This window comes from Paenibacillus sp. J22R3, assembly GCF_056269305.1.
Map to the genome: position 1 here is coordinate 400,815 of NZ_JBWDNS010000002.1, position 19,685 is coordinate 420,499.

At 51.3% G+C, this 19,685-nt stretch carries 18 protein-coding genes; 13 read left to right on the plus strand and 5 right to left on the minus strand.

The annotated features are described in order from the left end of the window. Positions 1-6 precede the first annotated feature (6 nt). The 3 genes from AC0YN4_RS10055 (at position 7) to AC0YN4_RS10065 (ending at position 2,917) form a co-directional block, all read left to right on the plus strand. Positions 7-468, plus strand: a complete 462-nt coding sequence (locus AC0YN4_RS10055; RefSeq protein ID WP_475835715.1) for a chemotaxis protein CheX — start codon at positions 7-9, stop codon at positions 466-468. 109 nt (positions 469-577) lie between these two features. Beyond that, entirely contained in the window at positions 578-1,351 is a 774-nt protein-coding gene (locus AC0YN4_RS10060) for an SDR family NAD(P)-dependent oxidoreductase (RefSeq protein WP_475835716.1), read from the plus strand. Between the two features lie 24 nt (positions 1,352-1,375). Continuing rightward, a complete protein-coding gene (locus AC0YN4_RS10065) occupies positions 1,376-2,917 on the plus strand; it encodes a DEAD/DEAH box helicase (RefSeq protein ID WP_475835717.1) in 1,542 nt (513 codons plus the stop codon). A gap of 82 nt (positions 2,918-2,999) precedes the next feature. Here AC0YN4_RS10065 and desA read toward each other — a convergent pair whose 3' ends face one another. Both desA and AC0YN4_RS10075 read right to left on the minus strand, forming a co-directional pair. After that, positions 3,000-3,998 (minus strand): Delta(5) desaturase DesA, encoded by a 999-nt coding sequence (gene desA, locus AC0YN4_RS10070; protein ID WP_475835718.1) that lies wholly within the window; start codon positions 3,996-3,998, stop codon positions 3,000-3,002. A gap of 290 nt (positions 3,999-4,288) precedes the next feature. Further along, positions 4,289-5,128, minus strand: coding sequence for a helix-turn-helix domain-containing protein (locus AC0YN4_RS10075; protein ID WP_475781336.1), 840 nt, complete (start codon positions 5,126-5,128; stop codon positions 4,289-4,291). Positions 5,129-5,256: 128 nt separating this feature from the next. Here AC0YN4_RS10075 and AC0YN4_RS10080 point away from each other — a divergent pair, with 128 nt between their 5' ends. The 6 genes from AC0YN4_RS10080 (at position 5,257) to glgD (ending at position 12,424) form a co-directional block, all read left to right on the plus strand. Next, on the plus strand, positions 5,257-6,093 hold the full coding sequence (locus AC0YN4_RS10080) for a phytanoyl-CoA dioxygenase family protein (protein ID WP_475835719.1): 837 nt from the start codon (positions 5,257-5,259) through the stop codon (positions 6,091-6,093). Positions 6,094-6,192: 99 nt separating this feature from the next. After that, complete coding sequence (locus AC0YN4_RS10085; protein ID WP_475835720.1) at positions 6,193-7,482, plus strand: S-layer homology domain-containing protein; 1,290 nt, start codon at positions 6,193-6,195, stop codon at positions 7,480-7,482. A gap of 116 nt (positions 7,483-7,598) precedes the next feature. Beyond that, positions 7,599-8,375 carry an ABC transporter ATP-binding protein gene (locus AC0YN4_RS10090; protein ID WP_475781874.1) on the plus strand — a complete coding sequence of 259 codons (777 nt, stop codon included), beginning with the start codon at positions 7,599-7,601 and terminating at the stop codon, positions 8,373-8,375. Then, positions 8,359-9,603 (plus strand): ABC transporter permease, encoded by a 1,245-nt coding sequence (locus AC0YN4_RS10095; protein ID WP_475835721.1) that lies wholly within the window; start codon positions 8,359-8,361, stop codon positions 9,601-9,603. The genes AC0YN4_RS10090 and AC0YN4_RS10095 overlap by 17 nt, the downstream gene beginning before the upstream one ends. A 611-nt stretch (positions 9,604-10,214) precedes the next feature. Then, complete coding sequence (locus AC0YN4_RS10100) at positions 10,215-11,378, plus strand: glucose-1-phosphate adenylyltransferase (protein ID WP_475835722.1); 1,164 nt, start codon at positions 10,215-10,217, stop codon at positions 11,376-11,378. After that, positions 11,354-12,424: a glucose-1-phosphate adenylyltransferase subunit GlgD gene (gene glgD, locus AC0YN4_RS10105; RefSeq protein ID WP_475781341.1), complete on the plus strand. Its 1,071-nt coding sequence runs from the start codon at positions 11,354-11,356 to the stop codon at positions 12,422-12,424. The genes AC0YN4_RS10100 and glgD overlap by 25 nt, the downstream gene beginning before the upstream one ends. A gap of 100 nt (positions 12,425-12,524) precedes the next feature. On the opposite strand, the gene AC0YN4_RS10110 is transcribed toward glgD, so the two are convergent. After that, on the minus strand, positions 12,525-13,829 hold the full coding sequence (locus tag AC0YN4_RS10110) for an aminotransferase class I/II-fold pyridoxal phosphate-dependent enzyme (RefSeq protein WP_475835723.1): 1,305 nt from the start codon (positions 13,827-13,829) through the stop codon (positions 12,525-12,527). A gap of 225 nt (positions 13,830-14,054) precedes the next feature. Here AC0YN4_RS10110 and AC0YN4_RS10115 point away from each other — a divergent pair, with 225 nt between their 5' ends. Then, positions 14,055-14,840 carry a helix-turn-helix domain-containing protein gene (locus tag AC0YN4_RS10115; protein ID WP_475781875.1) on the plus strand — a complete coding sequence of 262 codons (786 nt, stop codon included), beginning with the start codon at positions 14,055-14,057 and terminating at the stop codon, positions 14,838-14,840. A 103-nt stretch (positions 14,841-14,943) separates the two neighbouring features. After that, the gene (locus tag AC0YN4_RS10120; protein WP_475835724.1) at positions 14,944-15,486 is read left to right on the plus strand and encodes a hypothetical protein; all 543 of its coding nucleotides are present in this window, start codon (positions 14,944-14,946) and stop codon (positions 15,484-15,486) included. An 83-nt stretch (positions 15,487-15,569) separates the two neighbouring features. Here AC0YN4_RS10120 and AC0YN4_RS10125 read toward each other — a convergent pair whose 3' ends face one another. After that, positions 15,570-16,205, minus strand: coding sequence for a pyridoxamine 5'-phosphate oxidase family protein (locus tag AC0YN4_RS10125; RefSeq protein ID WP_475835725.1), 636 nt, complete (start codon positions 16,203-16,205; stop codon positions 15,570-15,572). A 157-nt stretch (positions 16,206-16,362) separates the two neighbouring features. Between AC0YN4_RS10125 and pdxR the strand changes: the two genes are divergently transcribed. After that, positions 16,363-17,862 carry a MocR-like pyridoxine biosynthesis transcription factor PdxR gene (gene pdxR / locus AC0YN4_RS10130; protein ID WP_475835726.1) on the plus strand — a complete coding sequence of 500 codons (1,500 nt, stop codon included), beginning with the start codon at positions 16,363-16,365 and terminating at the stop codon, positions 17,860-17,862. 500 nt (positions 17,863-18,362) lie between these two features. On the opposite strand, the gene asd is transcribed toward pdxR, so the two are convergent. Further along, complete coding sequence (gene asd / locus AC0YN4_RS10135; RefSeq protein ID WP_475835727.1) at positions 18,363-19,151, minus strand: archaetidylserine decarboxylase; 789 nt, start codon at positions 19,149-19,151, stop codon at positions 18,363-18,365. 154 nt (positions 19,152-19,305) lie between these two features. Here asd and AC0YN4_RS10140 point away from each other — a divergent pair, with 154 nt between their 5' ends. Continuing rightward, on the plus strand, positions 19,306-19,596 hold the full coding sequence (locus AC0YN4_RS10140; protein ID WP_475781346.1) for a transposase: 291 nt from the start codon (positions 19,306-19,308) through the stop codon (positions 19,594-19,596). Positions 19,597-19,685: the final 89 nt, after the last annotated feature.

The following is a 19,685-nucleotide window of genomic DNA, read 5'->3' on the forward strand; positions in this document are numbered from 1 at the left end:
CTCACGATGAAGGCTGAATATATTAATCCCTTCTTAGAGTCCGCTAAAATAGTCATCGAACAAGTCATCCAAATTCGGCCTTCCACTGGTCAGCTCGGTGTGAAAGAAGTTAAATTCACTCATGATTATATTTGGATACAAATTGGTATAAACGGTCAAATGAAGGGTGATATTGTATTTGGATTAAGTGAAGAAGTAGCTTTGAAAATGGTGTCGGCTATGATGGGCGGATATGTGATTTCGGAAATGGATGAGATGGGCAAAAGCGCAATATCGGAGCTTGGCAACATGATTAGCGGTAATGCCAGCACGATGCTCTTCAATCAAGGAGTTCGCGTCGATATTACCCCTCCGAAGCTGGTACTTTCATCACAGGCGACTGAATTTAAAGCTTCGAAAGCGTTAACCATTCCGCTGATTATGGATGGAATCGGAGAGCTGGACATCCAGGTACTAATTGCATCGTAACACGATTCGAGCTCCCAGTGGAGCTTTTTTTCGTGTTTAGGGCCATAAGTAGCGGTCCTATTTTGCCTATTTGTACCTGTTGCAGTAAACTGAAAGTCAGGTGATCACGATGTTGCATGGGAAGATTGTACTTATTACCGGCGCGGCGAGCGGGATTGGCGCGGAAACGGCCAAATTGCTGGCGGCAGCCGGGGCGATTCCGATCCTTACCGGACGACGGCTGGATAAGCTTCGCGAGGCCGCTGATGCGATCGGAGGCCGGAATGGCTGCTATAGGATGGACGTAACCAACAATGATGAGGTTGAGCGCGTGGTGCAGCAAATCGCGAAGGACTTTGGCCGGATCGATATTCTGCTGAACAATGCGGGTTATGGGGTATTTGAGCTGTTTGCGGATGCTCCGATCGAGCGATTCCATGAGATGATGGATACGAACTATATGGGCATTATTCGATGTACCAAGGCAGTGCTGCCTATTATGCAAAAGCAAGGCGAGGGCCATATTATTAATGTCGCCTCTATGGCTGGGAAACTTAGCACATCGAAGTCATCCGGTTATGCGGCAACCAAACATGCCGTTCTTGGGCTGACTAATGCGATGCGATCGGAATTTGCTTCGATGAATATTTATGTATCGGCGATTAATCCGGGGCCGATCGATACCCCTTTTCTACATATAGCAGACCCGCAAGGCCATTATGCGAGCAAAGTACAAGGCTTCATGCTGAAGCCGGCGCGTGTGGCGGAAGTGATTGTGCAAGTGATGAAACGGAGAAAGCCGGAAGTGGACTTGCCGCGATCGGCATCCATCGGTATTCGGATTTATGGATTATTTCCGCGTTTGGCAGACAGGCTCGCAGGACGCTGGTTGAATCGGAAATAGGATAGCAAGCAGATGAGGAGTTTGATGAACGTGACATGGGAAACATTGCAGCTGTATCCGCAGCTGGTAGAAACACTGATTTCGAATCAAATCGAGAAACCGACGCCGGTACAATCGGCAACCATACCGGTTCTGTTAGCAGGGCATGATGTATCTGCCAAATCACAGACCGGGACCGGTAAAACGCTTGCGTATATGCTGCCCGCGCTTCAGCGTGTGGATGTGACCAAACAGGATGTGCAGGTCATGGTGCTTGCGCCGACGCAGGAGCTGGCGATGCAAATTTTTAGAGTTGCCGAAATCTACGGTGAAGCGATTGGCGTGAAGACGCAGCAGCTCATTGGAGGCGCATCGATGCAGCGTCAGGTCGAGAAGCTGCGCCAGCATCCCCATGTTGTTATTGGTACGCCGGGACGTATTCATGAAATTGTGAAGTCCGGCAAGCTAAAGCTGCATCATATCCGGCTCGTCATTATCGATGAAGCGGATCAAGTGTTTAATTTGGGCTCGACTGTCGAGGTGGAAACGCTGCTGCGGGGCATGGTTCGCGACCGGCAGATTGCGTTCTTCTCGGCAACAAGGCCGCAGGCAATGGTCGATGTGGAAGCACGCTGGATGCAGGATCCTCAGCGCGTGGACGTGACGGCGGATCAGAACGCAGGCAAACAGGTGAAGCATTATTTTGTCGTATGTGAACGTCGGGATAAGGCCGATACCGCGAGGAAGCTCATTCGGATGCTGAAGCCGACTGCTGCGCTGCTGTTCATTAACGAGACGGATGAGATTGCCAATTATGAAGCAAAGCTGAGCTATGAAGGGTTTAGTGTGGAGACGCTGTATGGCGATGCGGACAAACAGAAGCGTGCTTCGACGCTGACTCGTTTCCGTGAAGGTCGTCTTCAATTGCTGGTCGCAACGGATGTTGCGGCTCGCGGACTCGATATTGTGGATTTGCCGCTGGTTGTACATCTTGATCCGGCATTGGATGCGGATCATTATGTCCATCGCTCAGGCCGTACGGGCCGGATGGGCAAGCCAGGCACGGTCATTTCCATTGTGACGCGCAATCAGCTGTTCATTATGGATAAATTCCGCAAGCAGCTTGGTATTGAGCTGCAGGAGAAGACGATGTCTCACGGGAAGCTGTGGAATCCAGGTGAGGAGCAGGGCAGTCGCGGAGCGGGCTTTGGCGGAGCGAGCGCTGGAGCAGGGCGAAGCGGTGGTGGAGCCGGGGAGCGCGGAGCTGGCTTCGGCGGAGCGGCGCGCGGCGCAGGAGCGAGCGCGGGCAAAGCCGGCGCAGCCTTCGGCGCTCGACCGGCGCGCCCGGCGACGGCGGCCGATTCGCGGCCTGCTGCGGCGAGCCTTAGCGGAAGCGCGGAGGCAAGCGGCTCCGGCGGCGAGCGAATCGGCGGTGCGGCCCCGGCCGGCCGGCCGCAGGCTGCTGCGAAGCCGGCAGCGAAGCAGTCGGTGAAGCCGACGAAGTCGAAGCGCGATCAAGAGCGCGAGCGCAAGAACAAAGGCGCCCCGAAGTGGCTGAAAGCGAAGCGCGACGGCGAGCAGCAATAGGTCGAAGCAAGGCCGCCTCAGATGCAGCATTATGCTGCTTGTGAGGCGGCCTTTTCTGTGTTCTTGGGCGAGCGGCACGGGATTAGCCGGACAAACGCTGAAGATCGCGGAAGCTAACGAACGATTTGCTGTTTTCGTCCCACAAGTGGAATCGAAGCGACGTTAAACTCGTGCCAATCGTAATTGTGGTCGCCTTTTGCAAGGGTGGAGAGGCTTGATGGGCTTTCTCCAGATGATAGTTCGGCACTTTCGGACTTAGATGGTGGACGTGATGGAACCCGATATTGCCCGTCATCCATTGCAACAGCTTCGGAAGCTTGTAATAGGAGCTTCCTTCGACGGCAGCTTGGACGAAGTTCCATTCCTCGTCTTGCTCGAAATATGAATTCTCGAATTGATGCTGAACATAGAACAGCCACACGCCCAGCAAGCCGGAGACGAAGAATATCGGACCCTGAACTAAGATGAAGGCTTGCCAACCAACCGCCCAGGTCAATAACGCATATAAAGCAATTACGGATGCATTAGTCAAATACGTATTCAGGCGCTCTTTGCGTTTTGCGCCTTTGCGGTTGAATCGGTATGTAAAAAGGAACACGAAGATCGGCCCGATAACGAACGTTACGAATGGATGTCTGTAAACGCGGTAAGCAAGCTTCTTACGTAAAGGAGCAGCGTTATATTCGTTTACTGTGAGTATCCACATATCGCCGGTTCCGCGCTTATCCAAGTTCCCGCTCGTGGCATGATGAATGGAGTGGCTTTGCTTCCATTGATGGTAGGGAAAGAGTGTCATCACGCCTAAGACGGTGCCAAGGATATCATTGGCTTTACGGTTTCTAAAGAATGATTGATGGCAGCAGTCGTGAAAAATAATGAACGTCCGGACTAAAAATCCGGCAGCGACGAAGGTTAGCGGAAGTGAGATCCAATAGGATAGAGAAAGACTCGCGTAGGCTGCATACCAGAGGAGAAGAAGTGGACCCAGTGTATTGGCAAGCTGAATGAGGCTCGATTTCGTATGAGGTTTCTCGTATGGGGTGATCGATTGTTTCAATTGTGAGATTTTGACCTGGTTCATGAATGGCCTCCTAAGTTGCGATGCACGGTGGTATACCGTTCCTGGGACTAATCTTATTACGTATCGTTTCACGGGAAATCCGCCGCAGGTCCATTATTCACCACGACTCGGGGCGGGGACTGTCATTTCAGGCCGGGCTGGAAGAAAGCTGGTGGGAGTGTGCAGAGGTTGGCGGTAGAGAGGAGAGAGGTAACTGTGTGAGGTAGTTGAGGAAGCGGGGAAAAGTAATCAAGAGAGGTAGCCTGAGACTGCATATCGCGTCCACTAAGAGGCCACGGGTCCGTAATGGTTTAGCCATTCCGCTGCATCGCCCGATATTCTTGCGGTGAAACGCCTTCCTTGCCCTTGAACGTGCGGCTGAAATGCGCGCCGTCGTAGAATCCGGCGGCGTGCGCGATGGCCGTGATCGGCATCGATGTCGTTTCGAGCAGCCGTTTGGCCTGCTCGAGGCGGATTGCATTCATATAGATACCGATCGTGACGCCGGTTTCTTGCTTGAACAGCTGATTGAGATAGCGTTCGTTCAGCGAATAACGCGCTGCAATTTCGCTAAGCAGCAGCCGCTCGCCTGCATTATTTACTCGTTCATGCAAGTCATTCATGACCGCATGAATGAGTTTATGATGGGCACTTTGCGAGGTTTGCGCCGCACCATGATAGATGCGCACGAGCAAATGCAGGAAATGCTGCTTCACAAGGACCGAATCCTGCCGTCCTAAGTTCAAATCAGCCATGATCGCCTGATAATCCTGCTGCAGCCCTTGAAGCGCCATGGGCCGAGTATCCAGCTTCAGTCTGGCGAACAATTCGCGGAACGCCGTATTGATCTCCGTTTTGTCCGAGTAGAAGCCGATATAATAAAGCCGAAACTGTCCGCCTGCGCAGGAGCTGTTCCGAAGCGTATCTTGCACAGCAAGCAGGTCACTTTGATTCAACTGAACGGCTTGACCGTCTTGGATGACAAGCTGGCTCCCGCCGGTCAAGTAATTGAGCTCGAACCATCTGCCCGGACCATCCCAGCCTAAGTTCTCCCAGAACCCGCAGGAATGGATACGAATATGGTTCCAGTTCTGATCGACCAACTTGATCAGAGCCTCTACGCCGATGCGAGGCTGGTTGTCGCCATGCATGCTAACCCCTCCAATTCATCTTACAATTATACAAATGGAGAAGTAGACATACAATACATATCGTGATGATGACTGTATATTCTATGTATGGATATACAAATTGAATGTCAAAGGGGATAGCGAAAACAATGAAACCTATCACGGCGGAACAAGCGAAGCTAGATCAACAATTTTACGAGGAAAACGGCTACTGGATTAGTCCGGTTGTCTTCGATGCAGAAGAAGTAGAAGCGCTGCGCAAAGCGCATGATCGCATTTGGAATCAAGATTTCGACGGTGACGCTTACCCGCTTACGGAATGGTTCCCGAGCGACAATCCGACCCGTCTGCGCAAGATCGACAATGCTTGGTGGATCAACGACGAGGTGTACAAAACGGTAACCGCTCGCAAACTCGGCAAATTGGCGGCAAACTTGATGAACACGAACGAAGTTCGCGTTTGGTATGACCAAGCGATCTACAAGCCGGGTACCGGCAAAGGCGAGCAAACATCCGTTGGCAACGTTGGCTGGCATCAGGATTATGTGTACTGGCAATGCACGAACACAACAAACTTAGTTACGGCTTGGATTGCGCTGCAGGATACGGATCTGTCCAATGGCTGCATGCAAGTGATTCCAGGCTCGCACAAATGGGGACTTCTGAACTCCGACGGCTTCTTCAACACGGAGCTTGAAGCAGTGAAGAAACAAATGGAAGTCGATGAGAAGCCATGGCGCGAAGAGCCGCTTATTCTCAAAGCAGGCCAAGTGAGCTTCCACCATTCGTATACGATCCACGGATCCAGACAAAATTATTCCAACGACCCGCGCCTTAGCATCGTTGCGCATTATATTCCGCAAGGAACGGCTTATAAGAGAACTCAGAATGTCGATAATATCCGTCTGCTGGGCCCTCGTCCTAAGGAAGGCGACCTGTATGACAACCAATATTTCCCCCTTGCATACTCGTCATCTGAGGAATAATAAGAGCTGATTTTCCGCGTCAAACCTCGGTTTTTGACGAACGGACGAACTTTATTTTGACCATGACCCCCTTAAATGCTCGGCTACTCTCCGAACGATATGAGCGAAAGTAAAAACAGCGGCACGGACCGCATTCGCGAGGAGAGTGGCAGCACCATGAAAACAGCCATTTTGAAAAAGGCGGCAATTACATCAGTGGCGTTACTAACCCTGGCAGGTGGCGCAGGCAGCGCTTTTGCTCACGGTAACGACAAAGGACATGACGATAAAGGCAATCATCAAAGCAACAACGGAAAGAACAATAACAAGAACGATGATAAGAAAGATAATGATAAACACGGCATCAACCTTCAGTTCAAGGATGAGAAAGAGCTGAAATGGGCGCTTGAGTACATCATTCGTCTGGCTTCCAAAGGCGTGTTCAACGGCTACGATGACGGCACGTTCAAGCCTCAGCAGAAGATTACGCGCATCGAATCCATCGTAGCGGCTGTTCGTTTGATGGGTCTGAAAGAGCAAGCGGAATCGCAAGCTGAAATGAGCACAAAGCTGCATTTCAAAGACGCTGATGTTCTTGCCAAAAAATACCCATGGGCAGTCGGCTACGTGGCTGTAGCGCTTGAGAAAGACTTGTTCAGCGAAACAGACGATGCGATTCAACCGGACAAGCCGGCAACTCGTTTGTTCGCGGCAACTTTGCTTGTGAAAGCATTGGGCCTGGAAGCAGAAGCGAAAGCGAAAGTGAACTCCAACCTGACGTTCCGCGACGCGGATAAAATCCCTGCGGGATCTGTTGGTTACGTTGCAGTAGCGATCGAGAAAGGCCTAATCAAAGGCTACGAGGACAACTCGTTCCGTCCGAACCAACAAGTCACTCGCGCTGAGCTTGCGGCTCTGCTTGACCGTACGGATGAGCAGCTTCCGGATCAAGACGCTCAAGCGATCACAGGTAAGCTGAAAGCGGATCCTGCAAGCAACGCAATCGTAGTCGTGAAACCAAACAACACCGAAGTGGCGCTTGCGCTTGACCCGAACGTCTTCATTTTCCGTAATAACGTGAAGGTTGCGGTATCGGCACTGAAAGCCGGCGACGAAGTTCTTGTTCGTACGTACCAAAACAAAGTCGTGTTCATCGAAGTGACGAAGCTGGCTTCTGAGCAGCCTGCCGTTACAACTCAAGTTGGCTTGTTCAACTCCTATTCCTTGAATGCGCAAGGTAAAATCGCAACGATTTCGATCACGCGCACAGAGAACGGCACTACGCAAGCGTATGTGTTTAACACGGCTCCTGACGTAGCGATCGTTGGCAACGCAGCATTGCTGGTAGCCGGTCATGCGGTTGAACTAACTGTCCTTAATAACCTCGTTTATTCCATCAAAGTACTATAATATTCGAGCTCTTAGAGGGCTCCATGACCTGCATCGCTGCAGGCATGGGGCCTTTTTGCTTGCGATTTTTCATTTTGCCGGAAATTTGGTAGTATCAGGGTGAGAATGTAGAGGTGATTGCGATGAAGCCAGTCTTAGAGGTAAAAGGGTTAACAGGCGGATACAGCCCCCGCAGGCCGGTGCTCCACGACTTGTCATTCGAAGTGGGTGCGGGTGAAATGGTTGGACTCATCGGGCTGAACGGTGCAGGCAAAAGCACGGCCATCAAGCATATTCTCGGTCTGATGCAGCCGCACAGCGGGGAGATTCGCATTAGCGGTCATACGCTGGCAGAGAATTCCGAGGCGTATCGCAGCTCGCTGGCTTATGTGCCGGAGTCGCCGCTGCTCTTCGATGAGCTGACGGTTGAGGAGCATTTGGCATTGACGGGCATGGCCTACAATGTGGAAGAAACCTTGTATAAGCAGCGAACGGAGAACTTGCTGGATGAGTTCTATATGACGCCGAAGCGAAGTGCTTTCGCGGCTCACTTATCCAAAGGAATGCGGCAGAAGGTCATGATCATGAATGCGCTGCTCGCGAGGCCTGCGCTATATGTCATTGACGAGCCGTTCCTTGGCCTCGATCCGCTCGGCATTCGTTCGTTGCTCGATAAACTGGTCGAGGTAACGAAGGAGGGCTCCTCTGTGTTTATGAGCTCCCATATCTTATCGACGGTAGAATCGTATTGCAGCCGGTTTATCGTGCTGCATCAAGGCGCTGTTGTTGCACAAGGCACGCTGCAGGATGTGTGCGAGGCAGCCGGGATGCCGCGTGAGAGCAGAGCCGGTTCGCTGGAAGAAGCCTTTTACCGTCTCGTGGCAGGTGGAGGGGCAAATGGAGCGATCGGTTGATTCGTTGTGGCGTACGCGCTCAAGCACGTTCTGGCGCGGAGCATTGCCTTATTTTCGCTATATTGTTCAGAGTGGACTGCCGGGTGTAACGATCATGCTGCTGCTGGCCGGGTTAGCCGGGTACGGAATGCTGCTGCGTAATATGCCGGCTACCTTCCCGATAACGATTGTTGGCGTAGTCGTGCTGACGCCGTTCGTATGCTGGAGTCCCTTGCGGACATGGCTGCGTGAGGCAGATGTGGTGTTTCTGGTACCGCGTGAAGCGCAGCTGCCGTCTTATCTAAGACGTTCCTTTCGTTATAATGGCATGGGCATCATGGCTGCTGTTCTGTTGATGTGCGGCATCTATATTCCGCTTTACATTGCGGCGCATGGTCAGACAAGCAGCATCATAATCGTAGTTGCCGCGCTGTTGTTGAAGCTGCTGCACATGGGGGCAGCTTGGCGCGAGCGCCAGCTTGTTCATGCAGGAAGCAGGCGCAGCATTCGGCTGCTGCGCTGGTCCGCCACAGCGGTAGGCGTCGCGGCGCTGCTGCATACCGAGATATGGAAGACGGCGATTTATCTCGCAGTTATCGGTTGTCTCTTCGGACTTCTGTACTTGCGCATGCCGCGTTATCCGATTCCATGGCTGCTGCTCATTGAGGAAGAGAAACGCACTCGGCGGAGGTATGATGTTTTCTTCGGGGCTTTCACGGATGTGCCGACAGAATCGGCAGCGGTCAAGTCACGGCCTTATGCGTCCTGGATTGCAAGGCGGATTCGGTACCGCAGGGAACATGCCTTTGTTTATCTCTATACATTTACACTGATCCGTACCGAGCTTGGCGGCATATTGCTGCGCTTAACAGGACTTGGTGTATTCACAGGCATCTTGTCTGCCTATTCCGGCCTGTGGTCAGGCTGGGGATCGGCCGGCGTCTGCATTCTGTTCGTCTGGTTGAGCGGGGTTCAGTTGAGCGCGCTCACGCAGGCGCACCGGCATTCGGTCTGGCGGCATGTCTACCCGCTACCGGAGCAGACTCGTTATGATGCAGTAGTGCGCGTCGATCGTATGGCTGCGCTCTTGTGCGCCATTATCATCTGGCTTCCGCAGATCGTACTGCTGCCTTCACAAGGGCTCGTGGTACAGGCGTTAACCTCACTTGCGTTGTCGCTGCTCTACGTCTTGGCGTTACGGCCGGGAAGAGTGAAGCGCAAACTCGTGTTTGATCCAGATGAGGATTAGAATAATTTGGGAAGCAATCTTGGTCCGTTATCAATAGGACTAAGGTTGCTTCTTTTTCTATGAAAAATTACGACAATTCGTCAATATAGCGTCGTTTAAAGGAGACTAGTATTTGTGGCAGCGCTTCATCCGGAAATTCAAACGAAATAGAGGTGCGATTATGCAAATTCTTTTCGACAACGAACGTGCCTGCAGGGGTTTTATGGAAAATGACAGTTTTATGCAGGGGGAAAAAGAAACAACAATTTTTATGGACGTTCTGTGAAAAAATGGACGGAAAAGAATAAATAATACAATCGTACATAGATTATTTTATCCATTGCAAGAATGGCGACTTGTGCTGTTCGACATCACTGAGAAGGGGCACTGTCGAATCGTAGGGCACGAATATGCTGGAAGTAGGATTCAAAGTTTATGGCTGGAAGGTATACTGAATAACGAATTGAGAGCTGTTCTCAAACCTAGCAGATAACCAATTAGACCTAGTTTAATAATTTAAAGCCGGATTGTAATGCAATTTTCTGTTTTCAAATATATGGAAAATTGTATATGTAAATAAAGCTATATTGTTTGGAACGTAAGCTTGATTAGAGAAGGAGAAGATGTTGTTGATGAGCAAAAAAAGAATGGTTGCTATGCTTCTTGCTGGAGGCGAAGGAAAGCGATTAGGCGTACTTACACAGGAGTTGGCGAAGCCTGCAGTTCATTTCGGAGGGAAGTATAGAATCATTGACTTCACGTTAAGCAACTGTGTACATTCCGGCATTGACACGGTGGGTGTGCTGACGCAATATCAGCCTCTTGTATTGAATGGTTATTTGGGCAACGGCAGCCCATGGGGGCTTGATAGACGCGATGGCGGCATGTCTATTCTTCCTCCTTATATGAAACAAAAAGGCGGCAAATGGTATAAAGGCACGGCAAATGCCATCTATCAAAATATCGGATTTATCGAACAGTATGAGCCTGAATATGTACTTGTTATCTCCGGCGATCACATCTATAAAATGGATTACAACCGGATGCTGGAGCAGCATGAGGCGCGCGGCGCTGACGTTACCATCGCATGTCTCCAAGTAGACCTGAAAGAAGCAAGCCGGTTTGGCATTATGCATGTCGACGATTCAGGGGCCATTACTTCCTTCGTAGAGAAGCCGAAAGTCCCTACGAGCAACCTTGCCTCGATGGGCGTTTATATATTCAAGTGGTCAGCCCTTAAGAAATACTTGATTCGTGATGAAGCTAATGAACTTTCGGGTAATGATTTCGGTAAAGACATTATCCCGGCCATGCTCGATGATGGGATGAAGCTGGATTCCTATACGTTTGACGGGTATTGGAAGGATGTCGGCACACTTGAGAGCTTATGGGAAGCGAACATGGATCTGTTAGCGAAGACACCATCACTTGAATTGAACGATTATAATTGGCCAATCTATTCGGTTCAGCCGAATCGTCCGGCACATTTTGCGGCAGCTGGGGCAAAGATTTCGAATTCGCTCGTTACGGAAGGCTGCACTGTGGAAGGAACAGTGGTCGGTTCCGTACTCTTCTGTGACGTTCAGGTGGGGCGAGACAGCCGAATTCAGGATTCGGTTATTATGCCCGGCGTGCAGATAGGCAAGGGAGTCAGCATTTATAAAGCAATTATCGCAGAGGGAACCGTTATTCCCGATGGTGCTTCGATAGGCGGTCCTGAATTCAGTGAGGTTACGGTTGTGAATCAATCCATGACGGAGGTAGAGCAGCTGTGCAAGCAAATATTCTCGGCATAATCAATCTCATCCATGCACCGGATGAAATGGGGTCTCTTACGGCGAATCGTTGCTTAGCGTCTGTTCCTTTCGGCGGCCAATATCGGCTGATTGATTTTGTACTATCGAGTATGGCGAATTCCGGCATTACGAAGGTTGGCATTTTCGCGCATACGAAATATCGCGGCCTGATGGATCATCTTGATTCGGGTAAACACTGGGATCTTGAGCACCCTGAAAGCGGGTTATCCATTATTCCGCCTAATATTATGGAACATGCGCATGAAACGAACCGTGGTGATCTGTATCATTTCTATGAGAATCAGGACTACTTTAAGCATCATTCCTGCGAATATGTTTTAATTACACGCGGTTATATGATCTGTAACGTTGATTTTAAGCCTGTATTGGCTGCACATCAGGCAAGCGGGGCGGATATTACGGTCATTTGCAAGCAGTCGAACAACCTCTTGGGCGGAAAAGCACGGAAGGTCAAGACCGATGCAGGCGGCCGTATCACCTCCATTGCACCGATGTCCGATGAAGCGGACCATGATCTGATTTCTATGGAAATGTACATCATGCGTAAGGAGCTGCTGCTCGATTTGGTCGATACTTCCTTGGCGCAAGGGCAGGATCATCTCGTGGAGCATGCCATCATGGGCGGGGTCGACCAGCTGCATATTCAGAGCTATATACATGAAGGCTGCCTAGGTGTGGTCAATACGCTGGCCAGCTATTATGAGAACAGCATGCAGCTGCTGCGTCCCGGCATTCGAAGAGGTCTGTTTGCTCAACAGGGGAGTATCATAACGAAGCTTAATGACGAGCCGCCTGCACGTTATGTCGAAGGCTCAAGGGCAAGCAATTCGATCATCGCCAATGGCTGTATCATTGAGGGCACTGTAATAAACAGCATCTTGTTCGAAGGGGTTCATGTACGTAAAGGTGCGGTCGTCCGCGACAGTATTGTGATGTGCAACAGTGTTATCGACGATGAAGGATTCGTGGATCATGAAATCCTGGATAAAGAGGTCCGATTGGCGTCATCGAAGAGGTATGCTTAAAGCGGCTGGCGGCGACATGCAAAAAAGGGCAATGAGGAAAGGTCGTTAACATGACCTTCTCTCATTGCCCTTCTTGCTTATTGAAAGCAGGAGCTGCTAGTTATTTGCTGGCAACCGCGACATCTTGAACGGCTTTGTAGATGGTATCGAACAGCTCTTCGAGGTTCTCTTCTTCAATGCAAGAGAAGGCTACGCGAAGGTCGGTTTCGCCAAGTGCGATTGTACCGATTTCGTAGGTGTCGAGCAGACGTTTACGGACGGTTTCAGCTTCCACATTGTTCAGCTTGAGGCACATGAAGTAGCCGGAGTTGAACGGATAGTAGGACCAAACATCGCCGTAGCGGCCGCTGTCGAGTAGTTCTTTCACTCGATTGGCGCGACCTTTCATAATCGCGTACTTCTCTTCCTTCTGGGGTTCGAAGTCCTTCGATTGCAGCGCGTGAAGCACGAAGGTTTGGGACGGATGCGGGCCGCTCGAAATTGTCGCACGGATAATGCCGAGTGTCTTCTGCTCAAGCGCAGCAAGTACGGCATCGGAAGCACCTGCATACGTAATGAACCCTACGCGGAAGCCCCATACGTATTCTTCCTTCGTCGCGCCGTCGACTTTGATCGGCAGCACGCGAGGGTGTAGATCGGACAATTGGCCAAACAGTGATTCATGCATCGAACCTTCGAAGAACAGACCGAAGTATGCATCGTCGGTAACGACTACAACGTTGATGCCGGCTTCTGCCGCATCGCGGATTGCAGCAACGATTTCAGCGCCTTCTTGCGCGCCCGGTGTGTAACCCGTTGGGTTGTTCGGGAAGTTGAGCACGACGATCGCTTTGCCTTTGCTCTTCTGAGCAAGCAATGCTTCGCGGAGTCCGTCGCTGTTGAAGCGGTTCTCGTTGTTGTACAGCGGATATTGGACGATCTCGGCGCCGCGGCGAATGCCGAAGGTCAGCTCGTAATTTTCCCAGTTCTTGTTCGGAATAATAACGGCGTCCCCTGTATCTGCGAACAGATCCGCTACAATGCTGAGGCCATGCGTCAGTGCGTTCGTCACGACAGGGTTGCCGTAGTTCTTATTGGCAAGCGAAGGGTTCTCCTTCAGCATTTTGCTGCGCCATGCGGCGCGCAGCTCCGGCTTGCCTGCCGGTGGTGCATATTCATAGAGATCCTTCGGATTATAAGCGGAGAGCGTGTCTTGAATGACCTTCAAATGCATAGGCTGGCCGTTCTCAATGGCAATACCAATTGTTGCATTGTACTTCTTCGCCTTCGCTTTTGCTTCGGCAGATTGGCTCAAAATGCCTTCCTTCGGGAAATAAATAGCTTTACCGAGTGTTGACAACATGGCGAATACATGACCATTCTCTCGCTCAATCGTCGCGTTCAATTGCTGGGCAAGTGGGTTCATCGACTTCATTCATCCTTCCGGCGTTTCATTCTCATTTGGTCCCCATTGGAAACCGTTTAGGAGATATTATATCACTGTTTGGGAGTGGAAGGCCATGTTACAAACACTTTTTTGCAACAATTATTTCGTGAGAGTCGTCCTTCTTGCATGGTGTCCATATTGGCAAAGGAATCGCAGTATTGTATGATGACAACGATATTGTTTTTGCAAACGGAGGAAGCTGAGATGCTGCACTGTGCGCCGACATCTTTTCAATTAAAACCCGCGTTAGCCAAAATCGTCTGCGAGCCGGGATGGAAGTGGCAAAAGCGCGAAAAACCGCTGGCGAATTACGACTTATTCTATGTATGGAGCGGCAGCGGAGAAGTTCAATTAAACGGCGTGCCTTTCTCGGTTAGTAAAGGGAGCTGCTTTCTATTTAAGCCTGGGGATTATACGAGTGCGACTCATAATCCGCAGAAGCCGCTTGTTCTGACGTATATTCATTTTGACGTATCCGAGACTGTCAGCGTCGTGCCGCAATCGTATCGGATCCTCGCAGAGACGGTAGATTTCGAGCATCTGTTGTCCCGTTACGTACGTTTGTTTCTAGTGAAGACCTTCGCCGCAGAGGAAGAGGCGCAATTGATCCTGAAGCAGCTCATGATTTACTTGCTGCGTGAGGATCTGGAAGGTCCTGTAGAACGGAAGGTCAGCAATCAATTGACTGAAGCCATCCATGAGGTGGCCAACTATATTCGGCAAAACCCCGGGATCGCGCATCGAGTGGAAGATTTGGCCCAGCGTGCGCAGCTGTCGCCGAGATATTTTTCGATCAAGTTCAAGGAACTGATCGGTTCATCGGTGCAGAACTACATGATTCGCACACGAATCGATCGGGCGCAGCATTTGCTCATGCATGCCGGCATGAATGTGACGGAAGTCGCCGATGCGCTCGGGTATCGCGATATATTCTTCTTCAGCAGGCAGTTCAAGCAGTATACAGGGAAGAGCCCATCGGAAATCCGATAGGCTCTTTTTTTTGCTCGTTATAGGTACAGGCAGTTCCTGATGCAATTCGAGATCAATAATATAGTATGCGACATAGTCTGAGGGAGCGGAGAGAGGCGAAAATATGGCCGAAATAGCTAAGAAAGTCAATATTTCATTATCGGCGCCTGAATTCACGTACTTTAACGAAATCAAGTATTCTGTAGGGAATGATCCGCTTGTACAAGTAGATCCCCTGCGTAGATTGGCAAGCGGCAATTATCTGGTTACACTGCGCGTGAAAGGGACGCTTAAAGCGAAAGCACTTGCGACGCTTCTCGTGCTGAACCGAAATTTAGGGAGTTATCGGATCTTTGTGAGGGTGCGAGACAGCCAAGGCAAGCCGGTAACGCCGATTACGAGCAACCTGACTCCACGTGCCATCGCCATTCTCTTCCGCAGAGCATTTTGCACGAATAGGCTGTTCAAATTCGTCGCAGTTAGGAATACGTTCGGCCTTATATCTGTATTTCCCGTGTTTAAAGTCTTTGTCGTTCAGTTCTATAATGACGATCTCTCGGACTTCTATAGCAACTATAATAATGTGGCCGCTGCGGTCTTCCGAAACGTTCTTCGGAAATCGATACAACGCTCCACGATTCAATGCTCAACAGCACAGAAGAAATAAGGGTAGGTATGAGAACAAGGCAGCCGGGTGGCTGCCTTGTTCTGCTGTGCTGTGCGCTGTAGAGGCTGTCGTCGCTTTCCCGTTCAATCGCCGATGGCCTTCGCATGCGGGCAGTAGCGCTGCATCATGGCGATTGTCTCCGCGTCCATCGGAAGATCGCGCTCAGCCAGCTGCTCTGTAATCGTTGTTTTCTCAGCTTCCTTGAGGTTCTGTCCGAATTTGAATTTCCCTGTCATCCGGTCGGCATCGATCCGTACGACGGCAACGCCTTTCAGACGCGAGATGTAGTCGGGGTCGCTGGCATCAATCGTTTTGTAGCCGCCTTCCGGCTGCAGCTTGCGCATGAGAGCTTCGAGAGCTTCTGCTTTCTCATTCGGATCATCGACCACGACAGCGCAGCCATCCACGCGGACGGATTTGAAGAAAGCCGTTGCCGGACAAGCCATCAGCGGATCGGTGAAATACGAGGGAATGATCGCATATTCTTTGGCGGCCATGAAGCTAACGCGTTGGTCAGCCTTTAATTGTGTCATTTTCTCCCCGGCTCTGCTTCCGTGAAAATAGATGCTCCCGTTTACATAGACGAAGTTTAGCGGAGTCATGTTAGGCTCGCCGTTTGCTGAAACGGTTCCCAGAAACCCAAAGCTCATCTCCCGAAGAAAACTCTCCATTTCCTCGTGGTTCTCTGCTTCGTTCATCGCAAATTCTTTTCTGCGCATCTTTGCTCCCCCTCCATTGCTAATCCCAATAATGCCCGCACGCCGGACTTAATAGGTAAGAGCATACTGCGATTATTGACAATTAAAAAGATCCAATTTAGTCTAATTTTAATAGACCAATTATCAGCAGCACTAAAGATGGGGGCAAATGTGCATTATGGATATGGATTTTCGCATTCCCTTTGAGCGGTATTACGAGGAACTCGGACGCAAGACAGAGGCATTGTTTCATGCACTTCGTGAAGGGATCATGAGTGGCACGCTGGCGGGAGGAGCTCGCTTGCCTTCCAGCAGGAAGCTAGCCGAATTGTATGGCGTGTCGCGCGGCTCTGTGAATCAAGCCTATGACATGCTGATTGCGGAAGGGTATGCCTGGGCTGAGGGCGGAAGCGGAACGTTTGTCGCGGCTTCTTCTGGTGTTGTAAAAGATAGGGAGTCGGGGACAATTGCCGGTGCTCGTGTTACATTGTCGGCTTGGGCCGAGCAGCTTACTTCTTCCAGGAAGCTGTTTGTGACCGTTGAGAATCATCCGTTTCAGGGAGCTGGTGGCGCGGAGGAGATCAGTTTTCGGCTGGGGCAGGTGGATTCGTCGCAATTTCCGGTGGAGGAGTGGAAAGCGGCGCTGCATGCCGAGGTTCGCGAGATGATGGCTGCGTTTCCCGCTATCAGCAGTGAGGTGGAAGGTTACCTTCCTCTGAGAGAAGCGATTGCTAAGGGCTTGCGCCGTGAGCGAGGAATTCGCGCGAATGCTTCGCAAATTTATATTACGAACGGCTCGATGCATGCGATCGCGCTGTTGTCTATGCTGCTCGTGCGTCCGGAGCTCCCGGTGGTGGTGGAAAATCCATGCTTCACCGGCATTCGCAGAGCGGTCGCCGCTGCTGGCGGCTCGATTCTGGCAGCTGCCGTTGACGACGAAGGCATCGTGCCGCAGGACTGGCCATCCAAGCTGCTCGTCGTGACGCCGACACGACAATATCCTACCGGCGCGGTGCTGTCGGCGAAACGAAGAGCGGAATTGCTTATATGGGCAGGGAGGCAAGGGGCCGTCATTATCGAGGATGACTACGATAGCGAGCTGCGCTGGGGAGGCAGGCCGGTAGAACCGCTTAAGGCGCTCGATCATGATGAACGCGTCGTCTATATGGGCACCTTCTCGAAGACGATGTTCGTCGATTTGCGCCTTGGTTATGTAGTGCTGCCTGCGTCGTTAGCAGAGCCGTTTCGCCTGGCAAAAGCGCTGCTGGAGCCGCATCCATCGGCTCTTGTTGAGCAGCGTGCACTTGCGCATTTTATAACGAGCGGCTGTTATTCTCGTCACTTGCGGCGGATGAAGCGGGTTATCGGTCGGCGGCTGCTTGTCTTTCGTGAACAATTCGAGAGTCGTCTGACAAGGTGGTTCAGGTTCGTTCCTGCGGATGCAGGACTTCACGTGTATGCCGAGTGGCGGGGCGATCCGGAGAGCTATGTCCGTCTTCAGGATGCGTGTGGAGCAGCTGGCGTTCATTGGTCTGTAGGTGACTCGTTATGGGAAGGCGAAATGCCTTTCCATACGGCGCTGTTCGGCTTCTCGCATTTGACGGAGGAGCAGATTGCTGCTGGAGCAGAGCGGATTGAAGCGATAGCGGTGTCGTTGTTGGGGGAAGGGGCGGAATGAGCGGGGAGGCGCTGAACGGCGCACCGCTGTGCGAAGTGCGCACGCTGTGCACCTCGAGCACCTCGAGCACCTCGAGCACCTCGAGCACCTCGAGCATCGAGCACCTCGCGCAATCCGTGCACTTCGCGCACTTCGCGCACCACGTCGTACCCGGAGCACCTCGCGTACCCCGAGAACTTCGCATCTCCATCGCCCCCGCGTACACCCGATGCACCTCCATCGCAACTTGCACCCGTCTCACACGCTAACGAACCGTGGGGGTCTTATTTGCTCGAAAATAGCTTCTTCCAAAATCTAACGAACCGTGGAGACGCTATTGCGGGGAATGGAGACGAAAATAGGCGTGTTGACACCAAATAAGACCTGTGGGATCCGTTAGAAATTCAAATCAGCTTTTTTGAATCAAATAAGACCTGTGTGGTTCGTTAGAGCTAGAATCCGCGGAATCAAAAAAGCTGTCACAAAAGTGAGTCACACTTTTGGACAGCTTTTTCCATATTCTATGTGTCGGCAAGCGTGCCGAGCTTCTCGCCCATGCGCACTTTAAGTCCTGTCTTCATATCCGGACGCGGAGAGAAGCTGTCATCCTCAGTCAAGAGTACGACGGTTGAGCCAAACTCGAAGTAGGCAAGATCGGCACCTTTGTCCATTCGTTCCTGCAAGGGCAATACATATTTGATACTGCTGACGTTCATCGCGCCAACCTTGACGATAGCAGTCTCTGCATTGGCATGACGCATGTAGGTGATGAGCCTTTCGTTGCGGCTCAGCACGCGACGCATATGCCGGAGGCCGAAATCGTTGACGGGATAGACTTTGCCGAGTACATGCTCGCGTTCTACAATCGTACCAGCTATAGGCGTATGTATGCGGTGATAATCGGTTGGGCTGAGATACAGCACCATGTAGTAGCCATTCTTGTAATTCTCCATACGGGGAGAGCGGTTGAGCAGCTCTTCGATGGTGTAATCTTGGCCCTTGACGTTAAGAATCGTGCCTTGCTCTATCGGACCGCAGCCTGTAATAAGTGCATCAACCGGGCTGACAAGCGCAGCTGGGTCAGCATCAATTACACGTGCGCCGGGCTTCAAGCGCCTTGTGAAAAACTCATTTAACGTAGAATACTCATGCAGCTGTTTCTCGGCTTCCTCTATAGCGATCCCGTACATACGGGCGAATCTTGGAATAAAGCGCCGGCTAGCGGGCGACTGGGCGAATCGACCGGTTATGCGCGAAATCCATTTGCGCGAGCTAAGCTCAGTCATGGATCGGAGCAGCCATTTGGTCATGCCGGTAGTTCACGTCCTCTCTGGATTAAACGGGGGTTCGTCGTGGTGGTCTCCGACTAGTTTGACATATCGCGACTCATTTATCAATAGAGTTCACCGGAAGCATGTTTAAGGGGCGAGTAGGTATGCAAATACTGTCATATGAGGTGATCGTATGACAGGGTTAGTGCTCATTGGAGCGATTATTGGAGGCTTAATTCTAGCAGTGCTTCGGGTCAAGTACGAAGCTCTTCGTAAAATCATTGATGGGCTGGCAGTCTTAGCCTATCTGGGCTTCTTCAGCATTGCAGCGAACAGCGTGGCGAGAACACTGCTTGACGATACCGTATTTATGACGCAGGTGCATGAGGTGCTGCTAAGTCCGGTTTTTCTGGTGAGCGGTGCTTATTTGGGACCCTATGGATTGTGTATGCTGCTTCAGCAGGTATGGAGCAGACGCCAATAAGTTGGATGCAGCGGAATCGGTGGAATGGGGCCTCTGTCGGAGTCAGCAAGCGAACCTTGTACATATGATAGGAGAAGCAAGCTGTTGAA

Bases quoted from the DNA above. Each gene is read 5' to 3' on its own strand.
- AC0YN4_RS10055 (WP_475835715.1), top strand. From the start codon at position 7: ATGAAGGCTGAATATATTAATCCCTTCTTAGAGTCCGCTAAAATAGTC.
- AC0YN4_RS10060 (WP_475835716.1), top strand. From the start codon at position 578: ATGTTGCATGGGAAGATTGTACTTATTACCGGCGCGGCGAGCGGGATT.
- AC0YN4_RS10065 (WP_475835717.1), top strand. From the start codon at position 1,376: ATGAACGTGACATGGGAAACATTGCAGCTGTATCCGCAGCTGGTAGAA.
- desA (WP_475835718.1), bottom strand. From the start codon at position 3,998: ATGAACCAGGTCAAAATCTCACAATTGAAACAATCGATCACCCCATAC.
- AC0YN4_RS10075 (WP_475781336.1), bottom strand. From the start codon at position 5,128: ATGCATGGCGACAACCAGCCTCGCATCGGCGTAGAGGCTCTGATCAAG.
- AC0YN4_RS10080 (WP_475835719.1), top strand. From the start codon at position 5,257: ATGAAACCTATCACGGCGGAACAAGCGAAGCTAGATCAACAATTTTAC.
- AC0YN4_RS10085 (WP_475835720.1), top strand. From the start codon at position 6,193: ATGAGCGAAAGTAAAAACAGCGGCACGGACCGCATTCGCGAGGAGAGT.
- AC0YN4_RS10095 (WP_475835721.1), top strand. From the start codon at position 8,359: ATGGAGCGATCGGTTGATTCGTTGTGGCGTACGCGCTCAAGCACGTTC.
- AC0YN4_RS10100 (WP_475835722.1), top strand. From the start codon at position 10,215: ATGAGCAAAAAAAGAATGGTTGCTATGCTTCTTGCTGGAGGCGAAGGA.
- AC0YN4_RS10110 (WP_475835723.1), bottom strand. From the start codon at position 13,829: ATGAACCCACTTGCCCAGCAATTGAACGCGACGATTGAGCGAGAGAAT.
- AC0YN4_RS10115 (WP_475781875.1), top strand. From the start codon at position 14,055: ATGCTGCACTGTGCGCCGACATCTTTTCAATTAAAACCCGCGTTAGCC.
- AC0YN4_RS10120 (WP_475835724.1), top strand. From the start codon at position 14,944: ATGGCCGAAATAGCTAAGAAAGTCAATATTTCATTATCGGCGCCTGAA.
- AC0YN4_RS10125 (WP_475835725.1), bottom strand. From the start codon at position 16,205: ATGCGCAGAAAAGAATTTGCGATGAACGAAGCAGAGAACCACGAGGAA.
- pdxR (WP_475835726.1), top strand. From the start codon at position 16,363: ATGGATATGGATTTTCGCATTCCCTTTGAGCGGTATTACGAGGAACTC.
- asd (WP_475835727.1), bottom strand. From the start codon at position 19,151: ATGACCAAATGGCTGCTCCGATCCATGACTGAGCTTAGCTCGCGCAAA.
- AC0YN4_RS10140 (WP_475781346.1), top strand. From the start codon at position 19,306: ATGACAGGGTTAGTGCTCATTGGAGCGATTATTGGAGGCTTAATTCTA.